15 protein-coding genes are annotated in these 18,286 nt (G+C 38.6%); 1 reads left to right on the forward strand and 14 read right to left on the reverse strand.

The window, feature by feature from the left end:
• Positions 1–110: 110 nt before the first annotated feature.
• From B5Y67_RS20655 to B5Y67_RS20720, 14 genes are all read right to left on the reverse strand, one after another.
• Positions 111–452, reverse strand: a complete 342-nt coding sequence (locus B5Y67_RS20655) for an SLOG family protein (protein WP_140419129.1) — start codon at positions 450–452, stop codon at positions 111–113.
• A gap of 91 nt (positions 453–543) precedes the next feature.
• On the reverse strand, positions 544–1,053 hold the full coding sequence (locus B5Y67_RS20660; RefSeq protein ID WP_088228270.1) for a hypothetical protein: 510 nt from the start codon (positions 1,051–1,053) through the stop codon (positions 544–546).
• 326 nt (positions 1,054–1,379) lie between these two features.
• Entirely contained in the window at positions 1,380–2,255 is an 876-nt protein-coding gene (locus tag B5Y67_RS20665) for a hypothetical protein (RefSeq protein ID WP_088228271.1), read from the reverse strand.
• A 77-nt stretch (positions 2,256–2,332) separates the two neighbouring features.
• Entirely contained in the window at positions 2,333–3,445 is a 1,113-nt protein-coding gene (locus tag B5Y67_RS20670; RefSeq protein ID WP_088228272.1) for a plasmid pRiA4b ORF-3 family protein, read from the reverse strand.
• 51 nt (positions 3,446–3,496) lie between these two features.
• Positions 3,497–4,108 (reverse strand): 3'-5' exonuclease, encoded by a 612-nt coding sequence (locus B5Y67_RS20675; protein ID WP_088228273.1) that lies wholly within the window; start codon positions 4,106–4,108, stop codon positions 3,497–3,499.
• A 270-nt stretch (positions 4,109–4,378) separates the two neighbouring features.
• The gene (locus tag B5Y67_RS20680; RefSeq protein ID WP_088228274.1) at positions 4,379–4,723 is read right to left on the reverse strand and encodes a type II toxin-antitoxin system HicB family antitoxin; all 345 of its coding nucleotides are present in this window, start codon (positions 4,721–4,723) and stop codon (positions 4,379–4,381) included.
• 2 nt (positions 4,724–4,725) lie between these two features.
• On the reverse strand, positions 4,726–4,983 hold the full coding sequence (locus B5Y67_RS20685) for a type II toxin-antitoxin system HicA family toxin (RefSeq protein ID WP_088228275.1): 258 nt from the start codon (positions 4,981–4,983) through the stop codon (positions 4,726–4,728).
• A gap of 270 nt (positions 4,984–5,253) precedes the next feature.
• Positions 5,254–8,484, reverse strand: coding sequence for a DEAD/DEAH box helicase (locus B5Y67_RS20690; protein ID WP_088228276.1), 3,231 nt, complete (start codon positions 8,482–8,484; stop codon positions 5,254–5,256).
• A 91-nt stretch (positions 8,485–8,575) separates the two neighbouring features.
• Positions 8,576–8,833 carry a hypothetical protein gene (locus tag B5Y67_RS20695; protein WP_088228277.1) on the reverse strand — a complete coding sequence of 86 codons (258 nt, stop codon included), beginning with the start codon at positions 8,831–8,833 and terminating at the stop codon, positions 8,576–8,578.
• A gap of 143 nt (positions 8,834–8,976) precedes the next feature.
• A complete protein-coding gene (locus B5Y67_RS20700; protein WP_088228278.1) occupies positions 8,977–9,558 on the reverse strand; it encodes a restriction endonuclease in 582 nt (193 codons plus the stop codon).
• Between the two features lie 177 nt (positions 9,559–9,735).
• A complete protein-coding gene (locus B5Y67_RS20705; RefSeq protein WP_088228279.1) occupies positions 9,736–10,839 on the reverse strand; it encodes a hypothetical protein in 1,104 nt (367 codons plus the stop codon).
• 287 nt (positions 10,840–11,126) lie between these two features.
• Positions 11,127–14,039: a DEAD/DEAH box helicase family protein gene (locus B5Y67_RS20710; RefSeq protein WP_088228280.1), complete on the reverse strand. Its 2,913-nt coding sequence runs from the start codon at positions 14,037–14,039 to the stop codon at positions 11,127–11,129.
• Positions 14,040–14,304: 265 nt separating this feature from the next.
• Positions 14,305–15,177: a hypothetical protein gene (locus tag B5Y67_RS20715; protein WP_088228281.1), complete on the reverse strand. Its 873-nt coding sequence runs from the start codon at positions 15,175–15,177 to the stop codon at positions 14,305–14,307.
• Positions 15,178–15,395: 218 nt separating this feature from the next.
• Positions 15,396–16,298 (reverse strand): hypothetical protein, encoded by a 903-nt coding sequence (locus tag B5Y67_RS20720; protein WP_088228282.1) that lies wholly within the window; start codon positions 16,296–16,298, stop codon positions 15,396–15,398.
• Positions 16,299–16,919: 621 nt separating this feature from the next.
• Here B5Y67_RS20720 and B5Y67_RS20725 point away from each other — a divergent pair.
• Positions 16,920–18,161, forward strand: coding sequence for an IS110 family transposase (locus B5Y67_RS20725; protein WP_088228283.1), 1,242 nt, complete (start codon positions 16,920–16,922; stop codon positions 18,159–18,161).
• The last annotated feature ends 125 nt before the right edge of the window (positions 18,162–18,286 follow it).

Genomic DNA, 18,286 nt, shown 5'->3' on the forward strand with positions numbered 1-18,286 from the left:
AAAACATTTACCTCAAGATATTTCCTTCCATTTGTCAGTAACCTTCTGGGGCAATTCCTACGTAAGATCTATAATCCGATTCATTAGGCTTCAAGCTTGGTGTTTATAAATCAGTTCCCTACCACAAGCACATTATTACTTTTCTTGACCATGTATTCTTTCTTCTTTCTGATGCAGTCCTTACTGTTACGGTGCTGTAATAGAGTTTCCTTATCACATCGTTCCATAATAGAAAAGTATTTGTTACGCTGCGCTATGGTCCAATTTGCCGCTTGGTCTTCATAGGGAATAACACATTCCAGAATAATTTCGGGATAGTCTCTTTTAAGGCCAAGGACGATTTCCGCGACAAACCGCTCAACACCTAAATCAACACCGCTGATGAAATGGGTAACTCCCATAGTTTCAATTAAATTGACCAACCGTTCTATCTGTACCCGCTTCAAGCTCACTGCATTTTTTCGTCAAACCTAATAAGAAAATATCTCGTGGGGAGTTCCGAAAAACAGCAGGCAGTCTTTAAAGTTGCATCTTTTATATTCATCAGTACTTGATGAACCACCTTACTTGTTCCGAGGAATACAAGCATATAAGTTTTTTACAACGAATACAGAAAAAACTAATTAAAAACCCAGTAATGAAACCTCCAATTACTGCAACAAAAATCCATGGAATACTACCTCCTAAAACATCGCCCAAAAATATACTTTTTAAATTACTCCAGTAAAATTCATCTCTGTAATGGGAAATATGTAAAAATTGCATTGATGTTTGTCCAATAAAAATGAGTTTAAAAGCCATATACAAATAATAAGAAATAACTGAGATGCTCCATGTCAAGACATTCGCCAATGCCGACTTCACTCTTGATTCGGAGACGTATGCTTCATACAAATCTATAGGTATTATTGGGACTAACCAAATTCCCCATGCAACCACAAACCACGTTACATATGATGAGGAAGATATTCCTTCTGTAAACTCTTGATAGTAAAAGTCAAACACTCCAAACAAAACTCCAATTATAATATAGATAAACCAACGCTTCTTCATAAAAGCCCTATCCTCTTGTTTTGTTGTTCGGACTAGTCTCTTGGTTATTTTTTTCAACGAAAGATTTTGCATAAGCGATTCTGGCCTTTTGGATAACATATGCCATATACTTTCTTTTCTCCAAACTTCTTGCTTCTCCTTCCATTAATTACAGAATATTTCAAAACAACGCAAAAGAGCGCCAGTCAGTCTTACAACCTGATTGGCGCTCTTACAAACTGCAATTTTTCAGTTGAACATCATTTAAATTTAATTTGCTCTTCTGTTCTATAATCCTTTAAACCATCTTACTTAGGTGAAGATTCTTATGACATTCGTGTGATTATTTATAGCTTATTTTTCCTAATCGTTTGGTCAATCATCTCTAAAAGATAATCTGGGAAATCATCTGTGTCATTATCAATAGCTGCGAGCCGCCTTTTCATCTTTCTCCCAACCTCTTCCGCATTATCCCGGCTGCCATACTTGCATAGCAGCTCCAATTCATCTATCCGTTCAAATAGGGCTTCCTCACAAGCACTTTTATATTTGTAACTTAAAAAATTATGCTCCAAAAACCACCCTAAAGTTCTTTCAAACCGCTCGATAATAACGTTGGGGTTGATACTTACCCTATGTAATACTGCATCTTTACCAAGGACTTCATCGGACAGATCCCTTATCTGAAAATCCAGATTAAAGCCCTCAAAAGCCGTTAGTGCTCGTCCAAAATCCTCTAAAGAAACTTCTTTTCCATCCATAACGAGACTTATATTTTCTTTTTCAGAGTATTGAATCCGACACGTGCCAACACTCTTAAGGCTATATTGCTCATTATTTAGGTGAATCGCATTATCAATAAAGTTTCTATCCAACCAACGTAATAGCGTTTGGTATCCGAGACCAGTCAGTATCTTGTGATGCAATTGTTCAATTGCCCATGCCCGATTTTCTTCCGGCTTTAGGAGTATTTTAAAGTGATAGCCGCCGTCGATTTCTTCTGCTTTCCATACAGAAAATCCCGGCATAATCATATTTGAAATCTCAAATTGATGCATAATCCCCTCGGCATCATAGAACGATACAATCTTTGAAAAATCATCTGTTATACTGACACCAAGTAACTCAGCCATATATTCATTATGGCAATCCAAGCAGAAATCACCGATGTCTGCATTTAAAATCGTCGCTTCATTTGTTTTGCATTTTTGGCATTTTTTCATGATGGAGCCCCTTTTGATGATTTTATCCACTCTTCGTTCAGAATCAGCGGAACCTGTCGCCCTTTCTGTTACTTTATTCACAGAATATGGGGCGAGGATACACGCAAAATAGTTTCTAACCTTCTATTGATTAATTCCATATCAAAGTTTCTATACCCTTGGTTCTTAGCCCAATTCTGCATCAATTCATAGTCAACATGGTTCGGATCTGCCATGATTTTTAAAAATTCCACATATCCCGGAATGCCCCCTACATCTTCCGGTGGTGCGTTACCTTCTCCCATTAAGCAAACCGGATAGGTTTTATTATACTCAGTATTTGTCCCTCGAATGGTAATTTCATGCTCCCAGTTGTCGCCGTAATCATAGCAATAAGTTATTTTATAAGGCTGCTTGGCATATTCCGAGAAGTTGACCTCTGAATCTAAACGCATTGGGCAGTCCGGCCTTGGTTCAAAAACTTCTTCAAATTCACTAATCACCTTTAAAATGCACTTACCTGCCTCGTCAAAAATATTAAAATCATACAGATGATAACTTTTCCAACCGAAAACTGCTTGTAATATACTATGAAGCTGTTTGAACGTAATATCTATAGGAGTAATTACTCGTCTCCAGACTGTGTGGCGATCTAAATTCAGCTTGACCATTATATCGACTGCCTCACACTTAATGATTTCTTCCCCGGCAAAAATCTTAAAATCCCTGTATAAAAGAGCATGGGGGTAGGTATAATCAGATTCCCGGGGGATTTTCATGAGATCATTATTCATCCTTTTGGCAACATTAGTCTGATAAAGTTCCTTTGTTTCTAAACTCTCATCGAATATGTTTACCTGTTCACAGGCTTTATTGAGACGAGCAACATATTTAGCACCTCTGGTCTTAGAGAAAACTAACTCTCCGGCTGCTTCCAAATACCTTTCGATGATTTCGCTCTTTATTTTCTCGTCTCTCAAACAATTTCGAATTCCTTGGATAAGTAACTCATTGATGTGTTTGAAATCGTTTGCTTTCAAACCATGCAGAACAAACCCATAGCGATTGCTGTCATTGACTGCGACAAGTGTCTTTCTGCGCTTCACCGTGATTAAATGCACGCTCCAACAAAATAAATCGTTTTCTTCAGTCCCTTTCCCAGGCACTATCCCCATCTCGTCATTTAGTTTTTTTGTACAGCATATTTGCATTTTTTCCCTCCTAAGTCCAAGAACTTAATCCTATATCTATTAGACGAGATTCTAAGCCTTTCTAGATGTGCGCTTCGCTATGCTGCACGGTTTATATCCTCCTGTGTACAATTTACCAAGCCTCATCCCCACAAGAGCTGCGAGCTCTTTTATTGTGGTCACTCCCCTGGCAGATAAGGCTGATAATAGAACATTACCACAGGCTATGGCATCTTCTAAAGCGTTATGATGGGCAAAATCATGGTTTAGAAATTTGCAAACCGTATCAAGTTTATAGTTATCTAAGCCACTCCACGTCTTAAGTGCCGTTTTATAGGTACATAAATAGTTTACTTCAGGATAAGGAATTTCGTACAAGTCCAAAACATGACGCAGCACCGACATATCAAAGGAAGCGTTGTGAGCAATAACATAGGCATTCTCAAAGAGAGGACTAATCTGCCCGTAAATAAGATCGAATTCCGGAGCGTCCTTTACATCTTGCGCTTTAATTCCATGGATTGAGACATTCAAAGGGTCAAAATAATTATACCGGGGATGAGGTTTTATAAGCCAATAGTTAGTATCGACAATCTGTCCTTCTTCTAAAACTGCAATTCCAACCGAGCAGGCGCTGCCAATAAATCCATTCGCAGTTTCAAAATCTATGCACACGGCTCTCATTGGACTCTCCTCCTATTTCTCTGGATCTTTGAGCAAGCCAATCAGCAAATTGTCTTTTGCACAGGTTTTTAACACTGTTTACTCATACATAATTTCTGCTTTTTTCTACTAAACCCTGCTGCAGCTCTTGCTATTTCTTACAGAATGCATAATTAACGACTTAAAGATAACCTAAGAAAAGCAGGCAAAACAAAAGGACTGACGTGTTGCCTGCACGCCAGTCCAGCAGATTGTCTATCCAAGGGGTTAGCCCGAATTATAAGTTCTTCTTCATTTTTGTTCTTTTGCTGAATACTGCTTTATCGCCTCTTCAACATACTGATTCAATGATTTGCCCTCTATCAAGGCCCTTTGTGCTGCTTGTTTATGAAGCTCAGGGGTTATTCTTACATTAAAGCTGCCTTTATACATCTTTTCAGGTTCTTTACCGTTCAAATTGCACAGTTCAAGATAATCCTCAACCGCTTCTTCAAATGCTGACTTTAGTTCACTGACACTACTGCCTTCATAACTGATTGAATCATTTATGCCTTCAATCTTGCCATAGAAAATCTCGTCTTCTGTGCTGTAATGTACTGAACCAATATATTCTTTGTATATCATCACATCTTTCATAATCAAACCACTCCCTGATTTTTCAACTCTTCAATCAACTGCACGATTTGATAGTTCTTCAATATATTCCCTGGATGCGGTCTATGAAGTCTTATAATATGTCCTGTTTCCCAATGGACGAAAGCAACCCTCGACCCCGAAGTACGCCCCCTGTTGTCTTCTTTGTAACCGAATTTTGCTAACAGACTTCTTGCTTCATCATATTCAAAGTCGATAGGTCTATTAAACAATCTATCTATAAGTTTATCTCTTTTGCTCATTGTGCACCTCTTACCTTAACTATATTATCAAAGATCAAAATATGCAACTAAATATTAGTTGCATATTCCTTTGCGTTATTAACTTAGTGAGCTGCGCCTTCTGTTAGCATCTTGCGGTGAACCTCCCCGAGATGAGTAATATTCCCGACCCGATCATAGCAAAACAATTTTACAGCTATGATCCTCTGTACATTAACAATCAGGTCTTAGAGCTATATCTATTTAACCTCTTCACGGCAATGACAATCCCTGCTCAATAACAGCAGAAATTTAAACTTTAATCGTCTTCTTCATCACAAACCCCGGCAGCGGTTCCTTCATCCTCCAGACGATACTGATTGGAGCTGAACCATAGTGGCTTTGAAAATCGGCAAACCCGATACAAGTAAAGGGAGAGGCAAAAGCCCCCTCTTTCTTATACTCTCTCACAAAAAGCAACACGTTCCCGTCACTGGCTGCTTGGTTAAGATACCTCTGTCCTGTCAGGGATTCCACCGTCGTTCGACTTTGAGACTGCCAATGAAATAGCTCTTCATTGATGGAATAATCCTGATACATGGTTGACGGAGAATAGTCCTTTTCCGACTTGTTCAAGGTCACGAAAAAGACATCCAGCTTCTTCTCAGCCAGATAGAGAACTCCTTCCCGGAAAGAGCTCTTCTTTTGTTCCGTATGTTTTCCCAGAACCACCAAAATCTGATCAAAAGTATAAGCACAATATAAGTCGAGTGGGTATTCATCCTCAAATCCGACCAAAGGCTTATCCACGAAATCAATAGTGTCGAATTGATAGTCCAGTAAAGCCATCAGTTCTTGGTAAAGCCGCGGATCATTAATGGCCCAATAAATCGCCTCTTCTATTGAAGCAAACCTCTTGCCCAGATCACCAAGCCCCTTACCCCATAGTGTATAGTGAACCATGGTGAGCATTGTCCGTTCCACCGTAGTTAAAGAATGCAATAAAGAGCCTTTATTTAAAAGAATCAGCGGTAGAATTTTCTGCATAAAAACAATCCAGCGTCTGGAATTTACAAATGATAATCTTCCTAGTGCTGCAGCCAGCAATCGTTCCCTCTCGGTATCCACCTGATATCTCTTGAGCAGACCGGCTTGAGCTGCCAGTCCCACAACCGTCACTTTTTTGCTGTAGACGTCTTGGGGTGTCACATGATAACCCTCGAAAAACTCTCTGACCTTGAGCTCCTGTTTCGTCTCTATAAGATCATAGAGCTTGCTGATAATATTACGCTTAGTATTAATGGCATTGCGAATGTTCTCCAGAATGTAATCCTGAGCTTGTTTTTCCAGTCGAATAGAGCAGCCTCTGGGCACATTGACAAAGCCCATCTTAATTTCCTGCTCAATGGTTTTGCGACTCCTTGATAACAAAGCTTTAAAACGGTCTTCAAAAGAATACTTCTGGTGGGCTTGGCCCACAAAGTCCAAGACCGTCAGGGCTTCTTTTCCCTCACAGAGTCTTAGCCCCCTGCCTAACTGCTGCAAAAAGACAGTTAAGCTTTCCGTGGGCCGCAGAAAAAGAACCGTATTCACTTCAGGAATATCAATTCCTTCATTATAGATATCCACCACAAAAACAAAGGTGATTTCCTTCGTGACCAGACGCCGCTTCACGCTATCCCTCACAGCGCTCTCCGATTCTGCCACCAGAAATTCTGAAGGAATCCCCGCTTTGTTAAAAACCTGAGCCATAAATTCAGCATGCCTTTTATTTAAACAAAAACCAATTCCTATAATCTCCCCAAGTTCCAGACAATACTTTCCCAGGGCGCCGATAATATAACCAACTCGTTTTTCGGCAACGGCTTTTTCAAACACATAGAGGTTCTCCAGTTCCCGCTCATCGTAATTGCCGGCAACCCAGTGAACCTGACTAAGATCAACATTATCGGTTATCCCAAAATAATGAAAAGGACTGAGCAATTTCCGTTCAATAGCTTCCCATAAGCGGATTTCGGCAGCAACTCTGCCTTCGAAATATGTATAGATGCTTCGGCCATCCGCTCTCTCAGGAGTTGCCGTCAGTCCGAGCAACACCTTCGGCTGATAATACTCTAAAAGTTCCTGGTAAGATGGGGCGGCAGCATGATGGAATTCATCAATGACAATATAATCGTAGAAATCAGGGGAAGTGACTTCCGTTAAATCCTTCGAGTTAAAGGATTGAATAGAGACAAATAAATGATCAAAACTATCCGGCTTCAGCCCTCCCACCATCATGGCGCCAAAGTTAAGATCCTTGAGTATCCCGCGAAAGCAAGCCAAACTCTGACTTAATAGTTCCTTTCGATGGGCAACAAAGAGCAGTTTGTTGGGTCGATTGGGGTTTGCCCTGCAAAAGTCCCGGTAATCAAAGGCAGCGATAACGGTCTTACCCGTCCCTGTGGCCGCGACTACCAGGTTTCTAAACGAGTGATGCACTTCCCGTTCAGCCTTCAATTTGTCCAGAATTTCCTGCTGGTAATAGTAAGGTTTCAGATCGAAGTGAAACCCTAAGGCATTCGCTTCATCCTGACTGTTTCTTCGCTCAGACTTTAAGGCTTTTCTAAGGCGCTTAGAATCAAGGGCCGGAATAAAAGGGGTAAACTCAGGATTATTCCAATACCCTTCAAAGGTGGCCCGGATTTTCTCTAAGATATACCCGGAGTCATATTGAGATAGCTTGATATTCCATTCTAAGCCGCTGGTCATAGCCGACTCAGAGATATTTGACGATCCGATATAAACGGTGCTGAAGCCGGTATCTCTCCAGAAGACATAGGTTTTGGCGTGAAGGCGGGTCCGTTCCGTATCATAGGAAATATGTATTTCCGTGTTGGTTAGTTTACTGAGTTGTTCCACGGCTTTAAAATCCGTAGCTCCCAGATAGGAGGTGGTGATAACCCGCAGTTTGCCGCCGCCCATGGTAAACCGAGTCAGCTCATTGATGATTAAACGCAAGCCGCTCCACTTGATAAAGGAAACAAGAAAATCGATTCTGTCACTGCTTAAGATTTCCTTTTTAAGTTCGGAGATCATGCTTGGCTCATGGACTGCCCCAGTGAAGAGGGAATTCTCTGCGATAGAAGTCTCTGGCCTTACGATCTTTTCCGAGACATGTAAAGCTTTTGGTTTGCTTGCTTTCTTGTCGACTAGGGCTAATAAGAGCTGGGCATCCTGATTTATTAGGAAACTCTCAACTCGTTTGAAGGTCTCTTGATCCTTTTTGAAGCTAAAGCTCCCTTTCTGAATACACTCGGCTATGTATTGTAAGATACCATTACATAAATTGACACGGTCTCTAACGACAGAGTCGCCATCATTGATATAATCCAAAATCTCACGCAGAATTTTCGTTAGGTATTCTGCCAGAATCTTAGAAGACTCAGCCGAATCTAGGGGCTGAGTATCTTTTATGATAAGTTGCTGATCTACTTTATTCAGGTTTTCATTGATGATTCTGTTAATGATTTGCTCGTATAGGCCATAGATGATTTCGGTCATGATACACCTCTAGTTCAGGAATAGAATTAGTTAAATCCTTGAGAGCTAAGTATATAGATAATGGTAAGGTGTGAATTTAGTGTTATTTATTCTAGCGTTTTACAAAAGTGATTTTTTCAGCTTTGTAGGTATCTGTTACATAATCGGTTTCATAACCAGCATCCATCCATGCTATTGCCTGTGAATGATCGTAATTATTTGACCACCATGCCTCGCCGTGAACATAAGCCGATTTTGGTAAAACGTCACCAATGATTTTCTCAATGTCCTTAAAAGACAGGGTGATAATAGGCACTGCTGAGTTTTGTAAATACATTTTTAGTCCGACGTATTTATCACCTCTTGGCATTATATACCTCCCTCAATTTATAGTTCGTTTTTTATGGATTATATCAACTCCGAATTATAATCCTGCAAAATGCTATTGTCGTAACCAAGTTGTCAGTCTAGCCTTAGCTTAATCCAGATATCAAGAATGTTTATAGGGCGATTTCAGCTGCCATCATGCTTTTTATTTAAACCATTAAGCAAAAAGTTTTGTAAGCTCATGTTACCCAAACGTAGATATGAACAATGAGTCATTCCAACCTTCCCATATTGCAAAACCCCGATATATGGGCATCCGTTATTATGAGGGATATGTGACGAGGCAACAATAGTACCAGGTTTTACACGCACATCAAACTGTTTCCCAGATTCAATAATCTGAATAAGGGCGATTCCATGTTTGGTTGCATAGTCAATAGCGCCTGATTGAAAATTCGATATAGACATCAAGATGCCTTTTTGTGCACCTGTTGCCCTAACTTTATCATAAAGTATTTGTACTTTTTCTCGCGAAATACTATTTTTATAGTGTTTGCACTCCACTAAAGTTTTGTATGTTACTCCCATCGCAGAAAACTCAATAAATCCATCAATCTGGTAATTGCCATCATCTACTGTAATGATTTTGTTGTGCTGGAATATACAGTTTTCTAATCCGGCACTTTGTTCTTGAAGCAACTGCACACAGTATTTTTCAAAATCAGTTGGACTCATATCAAGAACAGATTCCCAAGTAGGCACAAACATATTTTCTCCTCTTCGCTGCTTGTATCTAAATATGGATAAACACAGTTTATAAATCGTCAGGATAAGTCGGTAAACATAATGTGCAGTTGCAATAAATAATGTTTACTAATGATATACGTCCCAATTTGTCTCCAACGGATTTAAAAATTAATTTTTGAGATATGAATTCGACAATTATTAATAGTAGTCGCTTTTGTCAAGAACCTCTCCACTACAGCACATATGCTTCATTTCGTCTTCTGCAAAGGCAAACAAAGAATCCTCATAATTAATCACAAATCGGTCGTCAAGACTCAATGGCATACCATTATATCCGCACTTATAATAAAACTGCTTAGGTATAGGATAAGAATTTAATGGAACTGGCGTTGTTATTGTAAATTTATCAAGAATATAAGTCGAAAAATCACGTGTAAGCTCTTCGGGGCACTTTAAGGCTAAATTTTTGCATAACATGCTCGATGTTTCAATCAAGTTATATTTGGTTGAATGAAAGATAATACCGTCCGCATCTCTCAGTCTCATAAGGGCTTTCATAAACATGTTGGGAAAGATATATTCTGATATTTTACCATTCACTGCTGGAGTTGCCTTCATAAACATTGCGGCAACAAACGGAAAAAATGCAATACACCTGGTAATAAAATACGCAGTCACATTTGCTTTGGATATCTGAGGAAATAAATTGGGGATTACCTCCTCAATTCCAATAACTTTTAGTGGCACTTTTAAACTGTATAAACTCACATAAGCGGAAGAAAAATCCGGTCTATTACATTCCTCCCAGCAAATATATGTTGTGTTTCCTAAATAGAGCATCGGTTCATTCATAATGCTGAATCTCTCTTGCGCCGCATAAGCTTTTTTGGAAAATGGTATATGTAGTGTTCCGGTTTTTTTCACTATTGTATTACTCTTTCGAATTCGGTAAAAGTTTTGATCAGCTGGGATCTCAAATTCAAAGAAATATCCCTTTTTAATAAATTGTTTTATAGTATCATCCAACAGCACCATGACACTATGGTTGTCATCTTTTAATTCCCAACATAGAATTTTGCTTATAATACTACGCATTTCATCAAACAGTTCAATTCCAGTGTCGATAAACACTTTCCAATTCGGATCTGTAAATACAGATGAGATTTCCATTCTGTATTTATCGCATATTTTATTAAAGAAATCTAAAATACCTGTTGTTCCTCTTTTATAAGGAATATTGTATTTTTGGGAAAATTCCAAATATGACTTATACTCGTTATCAGTAAGTATATGTGTCTGCATTCTTCCACCCTTCTCAATCGTATATCACATGTTACATTGCTTTTCATAGTCGCGTTTTCACTATCTAAAGCAATAGCTCAGCTGTAAAAAATACTACATGAAGAAGTGCTCACCCACTATTTCAACTTTCCCTATTACCTTCTGTTATCCGAGCTGTGCATTATTAGCCTTACATGAAGTTGGACAGATGGGTCTAGCTTGATGTAATAAACATAACTAGCAGTTCGCCTGTGACCATATAATTGGAAGTAGTATTCGCACTTGTTCTCCTTGTTGGTTATCAGTTGTCAAAGGCTTCCCCAAATTTTCAGTTCCTTAGCTCTTCCACTTCGTTTTATATAGTGTGTCGCAGCTGCAAGAACCTCTCCAATTTTGTCTGGGATCTCTTTTTTCTTACTAATGGCAGGCTGCACGATATAAATCGTAACCTCCATCTTTTTGTTCCCTCGCATCAAAGTTTTGAGCGAATTTAGATCTCCTTTAACAAATTTCTTATTTGGATCAGAACTATTTCGAATTCTCATAATAATCTTGTCCAACAGAATATTTTTATCTTTAATCCAAATTGTTGATTTTATCGCTTGTTGTGAAACTTCATAGACGTCATTGACGTTTGTATTGTACCCAGCACCTTTCATTGCCTTCACATGATACATATTCACGTTTATTATATTGGGAGACCCAGTAACACAGAAAGTAACGAAATCTGCCATTTCACCTGAACCATGATCAAATACAATATGTGAAAATGAGGTGTCTGCAACGAGAATTTCTTTTAAAACAGTTTGTATTGATTTCCCTTTTTTAGTTGTTTTTGAGCATTCATTATTGATGTTAGTTCCCAGGTATCTCCAATCAACCACTGTAATATGCTCTGGTGAAAACACTATTGCGTCTTTATCTCCAGTAAAAATCTCTGCTCCAATTATCATCGTGTCATCAGTTGTTTTGAATGTCAAGGGATGCGAAGTCAAATATCTAGCAAGTGGTACCTGAGTCTTTCCATCTTTAACAACTAGTTTCTCATCGTCTGTACTGTATTTTCCTTCTAAATCACAGATTAGGTTCTCAGAGACATTTTCAACTGTTGCCTCAATCGAAATATAATTATCTTTGACCTCCACAATAATAATATCCAAATCTGTGATTAAAAAATGTTCATTTGGTTGTCCATGGATTTTTATCAATGGAGGTGACAAATATGTTCTCTCCGATAAAAAGCAAAACATTGTATTAGATGGATACTTTATATTTTTCTTAGGCATAGGAAGTAAATCGTAATTGGTGCCTGTCTTTACAACAAGAGAACTATTCACAATTTTCTTTCCATTTTCATCACACCAAGATATATAATCTGGTATTGAATAATATGAGCTACTCCAAATTTTCGAACCACTACTATAGCCGATGGTAATCTCCTCGTCGCCTTTTCGCGCCTTACAAAAAGCATGCCCAGCTGAAACCATTTTTCCCGTTGTCTCATCAATAGAAGCAGCCGTATTTGAGCCAGCTATTATTCTATAAGATTCACCAGCTTCTGCATATCTATTTTGCATACCAGTATTGAAGAACTCATAATTCTGCAATTCACCTAAAACTTTATTCATCTCATTTCTAGGTAATTTCTGATAATCAGTTGTGAACGACTCAACAATAGAATCATAAACATATTCGCTTTTAGCTTGCGAATAAATATAAAGCAACCCCGTCTCCTTCTGAAAGTGTACGATGTATAAATGAACATCCAGATTGCTTACCTGATTTCCTTCAAGCCAAAGCGGAGATTCTTTAACATATGAGATACCAACAATGGTATTGTTTTTTCTGTTTCTATATACTCTGTTTTCTACGCGACACATTTCAGGAAAGTCTGCATCAAAACTAAAACTATCGACCTTATAGATTTTCGCATGGCAATTAGGTCTTACATTGTGTAACGAAAGCTGCGCATCATCCTCAGCCTCAGGTCTCGTGAATTGCTTTATTGTTTCGCTTCCCTCCAAATCAGCGCTAATCTTATTTTCCGACATATTAATTATCATGTCTTGCCAAACAGCATCAGCGGAATACAATTCACGATTTTCTATTTTAAGTGAACCATCGTTCATGGCAATAAACTTTGCTTCACCAATGTTCTCTGCATTGGTTCTCGCGAATCTGCCTATGAACTGTAATGTGTTTGCCAATGATTTGTGAGGTTCATGAATAGCTGCAATTTTCAGATTAGGGAAATCAAATCCCTCACCGAGCATATTTACACAAATAACACCATCTAATGTACTGCTTTTCATTTGCTCAATGGCTCTTTTCATTGTAGCATATGACATGGTACTATCTATACGTTTCAATCGAAGCGTCGTATTTTCTCGATACAGTTCCTCTAATCCCTTTGCTTTCTCTTTAGTGTCAGTTCGTACCATCAAGCAATGCTTATATCCTAGCTCTTTATCATTTAGGAATACGCGCTCTGCTTCTAATGCTATCAGCTTGTCTTTATCCGGAGCCTCTTCGATTGGAATATACACAATCTCACCGAAAATGCCATCTCTATATGCTTTTGACAAAGGGTAATTATATACGTAGTCGCCCTTGATTTCTTTGTTATCTAATCTAAATGGTGTAGCAGTCACAAGTAAGGAATTAGCATGTTCCATGTTAAGCAATATCTTTTGCCATGTTGGAGCCGGGACATGATGCGCTTCGTCTATCATGATATAGTCGAAGGCATTACTAATTTTCGCTCCTGAAATTGTAACAGCAACTGGATGAGTTGCGATGACTATATCTGACTCATTTATGCTTTTGTTATACTCATCTTGTGAGGCTTCTTCTGCAGGATACTCATGTGAAGCTTCAAAAACAATTGGATTTTGTACCTCAGTTGTAAATACGCCAATTTTCTTTAATGTTTTTAGTTTCTTATAATCATCACAGATTTGGCCTCTCACCATTGCACTGGGTGTAACAATCAACACCTTATTCTTCCGTAAAACATAAGGAGTCATCATTAACACAGCCGTTTTACCACTGCCGGTCGGCATTACAATAACTGTTGGTGCATTACTTTCGAGTGTAGCATGAGAAGCAACTGCATGAATTGCACCAATCTGTGCGTTTCGTAAACCAAGTTGTTCAGAGCTAGGGTCTGTGCATGCATGTGGATATTGTAGATTACTGTATTGATCCGCAAAATAGCTCATCGTCTTGCCTCCTGTAAACCTCCAGATTCAAGTAATGATTTTGTAAAATGAAGATAATTATTATTGCTTCGTTCATAGTTGATAGCCAAATTAATTTAGTTTTCCGAATTGCCCATTATTGCTAAAATACGCACAATTCACAACTGCAGCAACCGTACATTATTAGCCTAATCTGAACCGAAGTCATGTAATGTTGGGCATTCACCAAGCGTCATACTACCTGCATCTTGACTAGTTTCGTGAAGGAAATGGGCATTCATAAGGCTCAAGTATCCAACATATCCCAATCATCCCCTAATACCCATCGTAAAGCAGACAACTTTCCATTTAACATACCCCATTCAAACTTAGACCATGGACCTATATTTTTTCTCCCATACTTAGCTATTACCTTTTGAGCTGATTTTAGGGCACCTTGCCATATTTCTGGATTCACCGTTTCAAAACCTTGATCTATCCTTTCCCTTAGTACCATGTGTCTATCAAACCAAATTTTATCTAGTAATTCCTCAATAACTTTGACGATTTCTTCCTCAGATCTCACTAAATCATAGGAATGATCAAGCATCTCTTCCTTAAACGATTCATAGTCCTTGCTTAACCGTTCCAGTCGGTCATTGATTATTGCAAAACTCTTATCTCTTTCCGCAAAAAATGCAAGCTGTTCCTCTTTAGTAACCTCGATATCCAAAAACTCTAATCTAATCCCATAATTAGATGGACTGTTTAATATGTGTACTAATCTCTCAAGGTGATAAATCTCAACTTCACACTCTCCACAAGAAATTAGGTTCTTTCTCTCAGCTAGGCTCAATTCCTGGTTAGTGATGAAAAGAATACCATTTGCATCATTCTTTACTACACCATCTAAGTCATGTATAAATTTGTCCTTTATTACTTGAAAAGTTTGTTGCCCTCGAGGGAAATATGCTGCACCAATCCATCGAAGACCATCCTTTAAGCAAACTAAATCTTTTAACCCGTCTCTTCCTCCCAATGGATGTGAGGGGTCTATCGATTCAAACCCATCAGAACTAATAATATGACTAGCTAATCTTTCTGCAGGCTTCTGTCCCTTAGTCCATTCTCTTAGCCTGTTCCATGTTTCATCACCATCGGTTCTTCTTCGGCTACACATTTAAGCTTCCTCCATCAATTTTCTAAATAGTGCTTAAACCACTTCTTTCACATAACCTCCCGCGTGTTCCCGAAGTCTGGTTACTACGTCTCTCAGATTTTGGGAGCACTCTGTTCTACGACGTATCGTGCCCCCAGATTCATAAGCGCCACGGATGGCGATGCCATAAACTTAAAAAAGAGTGGTTGGTAAATACGTTAACTGGTCTATAAAGTATGCTAAATTTCTGATGTGTCTCTAAAATCTATGACTGAATCCATTTCATTTTCGTACCAAGGTTTATATTTAATCACTTTATATAGAGTTGTATCTATGCCCTTTTGATTAAATTGTATAGGGAAGGAATCAAACCAGAGCCTAAACAACACTTTTCTGTTTTGCCCAACAATTTGTATAACATCCCAAATAATATAATTTTCTTCAGTATAAAACTCAACTTCAAAGTTAACTTTTTCTTCACCTATTTTGCCAACATATAAATTGGGGTTTTCTGAATCTTGTTTTTGGTCATCAATAAAAAAATAAGCTGCATCTTCAGCTTCTGTTAAAATTGCACCCAAATGTTTAAGAAACTCGTTATCGATATAAATATTTGATCCTTTAATACCTACCTTTGTACCGACTCCTTCAATAATATAAGCCTTTGAAAAAGCAGTATTCATTTGAAACTCTCTTGGTGAATAGACAACAATCTGCTTTTCCAATTCCTTTTTTCTTTCTTCACTAGTTTGTACTACTTCTGCGGCAGTCATATTACTTTTCATATAGTGATATCTTTGTCCAAATGTTAGTACAGCTCTAGCTCCTGGATTAGAATCGGCTTTATCTATTTTATTTAACAGAAAATAATTTGATAGGACTGCATCAAACCAATATAAATATTGCTGGGGTGAACGACTACCATAAACTAGATCAATAGTTCTGGCGAACCCGTCATTTAATACTAAAACACGCTCAACGTGATAATTGTCTATATTTGTAAATTCAAGCTGCAATTTTTCTATTCTTTTAAAATTTCGTTCTGAAGCTTCTGTGTTTAAGTCCCATTTCGTATCAATAAACGGAGTAGAATATCCAAGTAAGTCACACCATAAACAAAACGAATCAATAATACTTCCCATACATATATCCCTCATTTCTCAAGTTAATCCTCGTTTCAACTGAATAGCTTTCAAATATACTTCCTTATTGATAATAGATTCTTTATTTTCATGGAATATCTTCCTCTGCTTTGCACAGAGACCTAACGCAACAGAATATATTCCAGATTCGTTTTCCAAGCCAAAGAATGGCGCGTCCTTTGCACGATATGTCGTAGAACTACGGGATTCCCGAATATTTAGTTCGGGTATTCCTACTATTTGGAGGAATATCCGAAGTTTATTTCGAAGATTTCCCCTTTCTCAAAAACTAATTCACTTTATTTCAGTACTGCTTACGAATATGCCACAATCATTTTGTGGCATATAAACGTTCATTCTTAGCATCCATATACATTGCCAACTTCGCATAATAGACCTCCATGTGGCCTTCGTGCCACACCATCAAATGAATGAAAACTGGGTTCTAATGTCAATACTCTTGCTACGGCAAAAGGTCGAAATGTCTTGGTGCTTTGAGCCCGTCGTTATAGACTGATTAAGGCTTCCTGCTTGCACCACAAATTGTTGCCATGAGCACGCAGGGTAGATTAATACTTTACAGGAAGCCCGCCGTAAATTTTGATCATTGGAGGTCTTTCAATGAATGTTATTTACGAGCGTTGTTGTGGTATGGATATTCACAAGAATACTATCGCGGCCTGCCTAATTAAAGGCAAAAAGAAGGAGATTAGAACTTTCAGTACGATGACTTCATCGCTTCTCGGACTCATTGACTGGCTGAAGAGCGCTGACTGTGAATGTGTTGCAATGGAGGCGACTGGTCCATACTGGAAACCAATCTACAATCATTTAGAAATGGAGGAAATACCAACATTAGTTGTGAACGCACAACATATCAAAGCTGTGCCTGGTCGAAAAACTGACGTTAAAGACTCTGAATGGATCGCTGATTTACTTCGTCACGGTTTACTAAATGGCAGTTTTATTCCCAAACGCGAGCAGCGCGAACTTAAAGAACTGGTTCGTTACCGAAGAAGTATGGTTCAGGAGCGCGCCAGAGAGTTAAACCGCATCCAAAAAGTGCTTGAGGGCGCGAATATCAAGCTAGCTTCTGTTATTAGTGACATTGATGGTAAATCATCTCGTCGAATGCTTGATATGCTCATATCTGGTTGTACTGACGTTCAATCAATAGCAGATAAAGCACTTAGACAAATGCGTAAAAAAATACCTCAAATAGAAGAAGCGCTTCGCGGTTTCATGGGTGATCATCAAAAGACTATGTTACGTATGATGCTCAAACATATTGATATTCTCGAAGAACAAGTTCTTACACTTGATCGAGAAATTCAAGCAAGAATGAAACCTGTCTATGAACAAGTGTCTCTTATCGACTCTATCCCTGGAGTTGGTGAACGTAGCGCGCAAATCATCATTGCCGAAATAGGTACCAATATGAATCAATTTCCTTCGGCTTCCCACCTAGTTTCATGGGCTGGCCTTTGCCCCGGTAACAATGAGAGCGCGGGCAAACGTAAAAGCGGTAAAACGCGTAAAGGCAGTGACATACTAAAAGCCACTCTAATAGAATGTGCTAAAGTAGCCGGACATTTAAAAAATACCTATTTCAGTGCTCAATACAAAAGAATTGCAGCAAGACGTGGTACCAACCGTGCTACAGTAGCAGTAGCTCATGCAATTCTCAAAATAGCGTACCTAATGCTCAAAAACAATACATCATACAAAGAACTAGGGCCTGATTTCTTTGAACTACGGCGCAAAGCTGAGATCGTTAAGAAATCCGTAAAAAGACTAGAAACACTCGGTTATACCGTGACTATTGAACAGGCGTTAACCCCACAGCGTTTAGTCACTAATTGATCTTCAAAGGCCTAATCTACGATTTCTCAAGAATCCACTTGAGGTTAGTTGGATTTTTTTTGTTTTTTAGGCCCAAGTACTAATGTTTTCAGGATAGACATTATCAGCCATGATACTTAATAGCT

The sequence above is a fragment of the Desulfosporosinus sp. FKB genome (genome assembly GCF_002196705.1).
Lineage (GTDB): Bacteria > Bacillota > Desulfitobacteriia > Desulfitobacteriales > Desulfitobacteriaceae > Desulfosporosinus.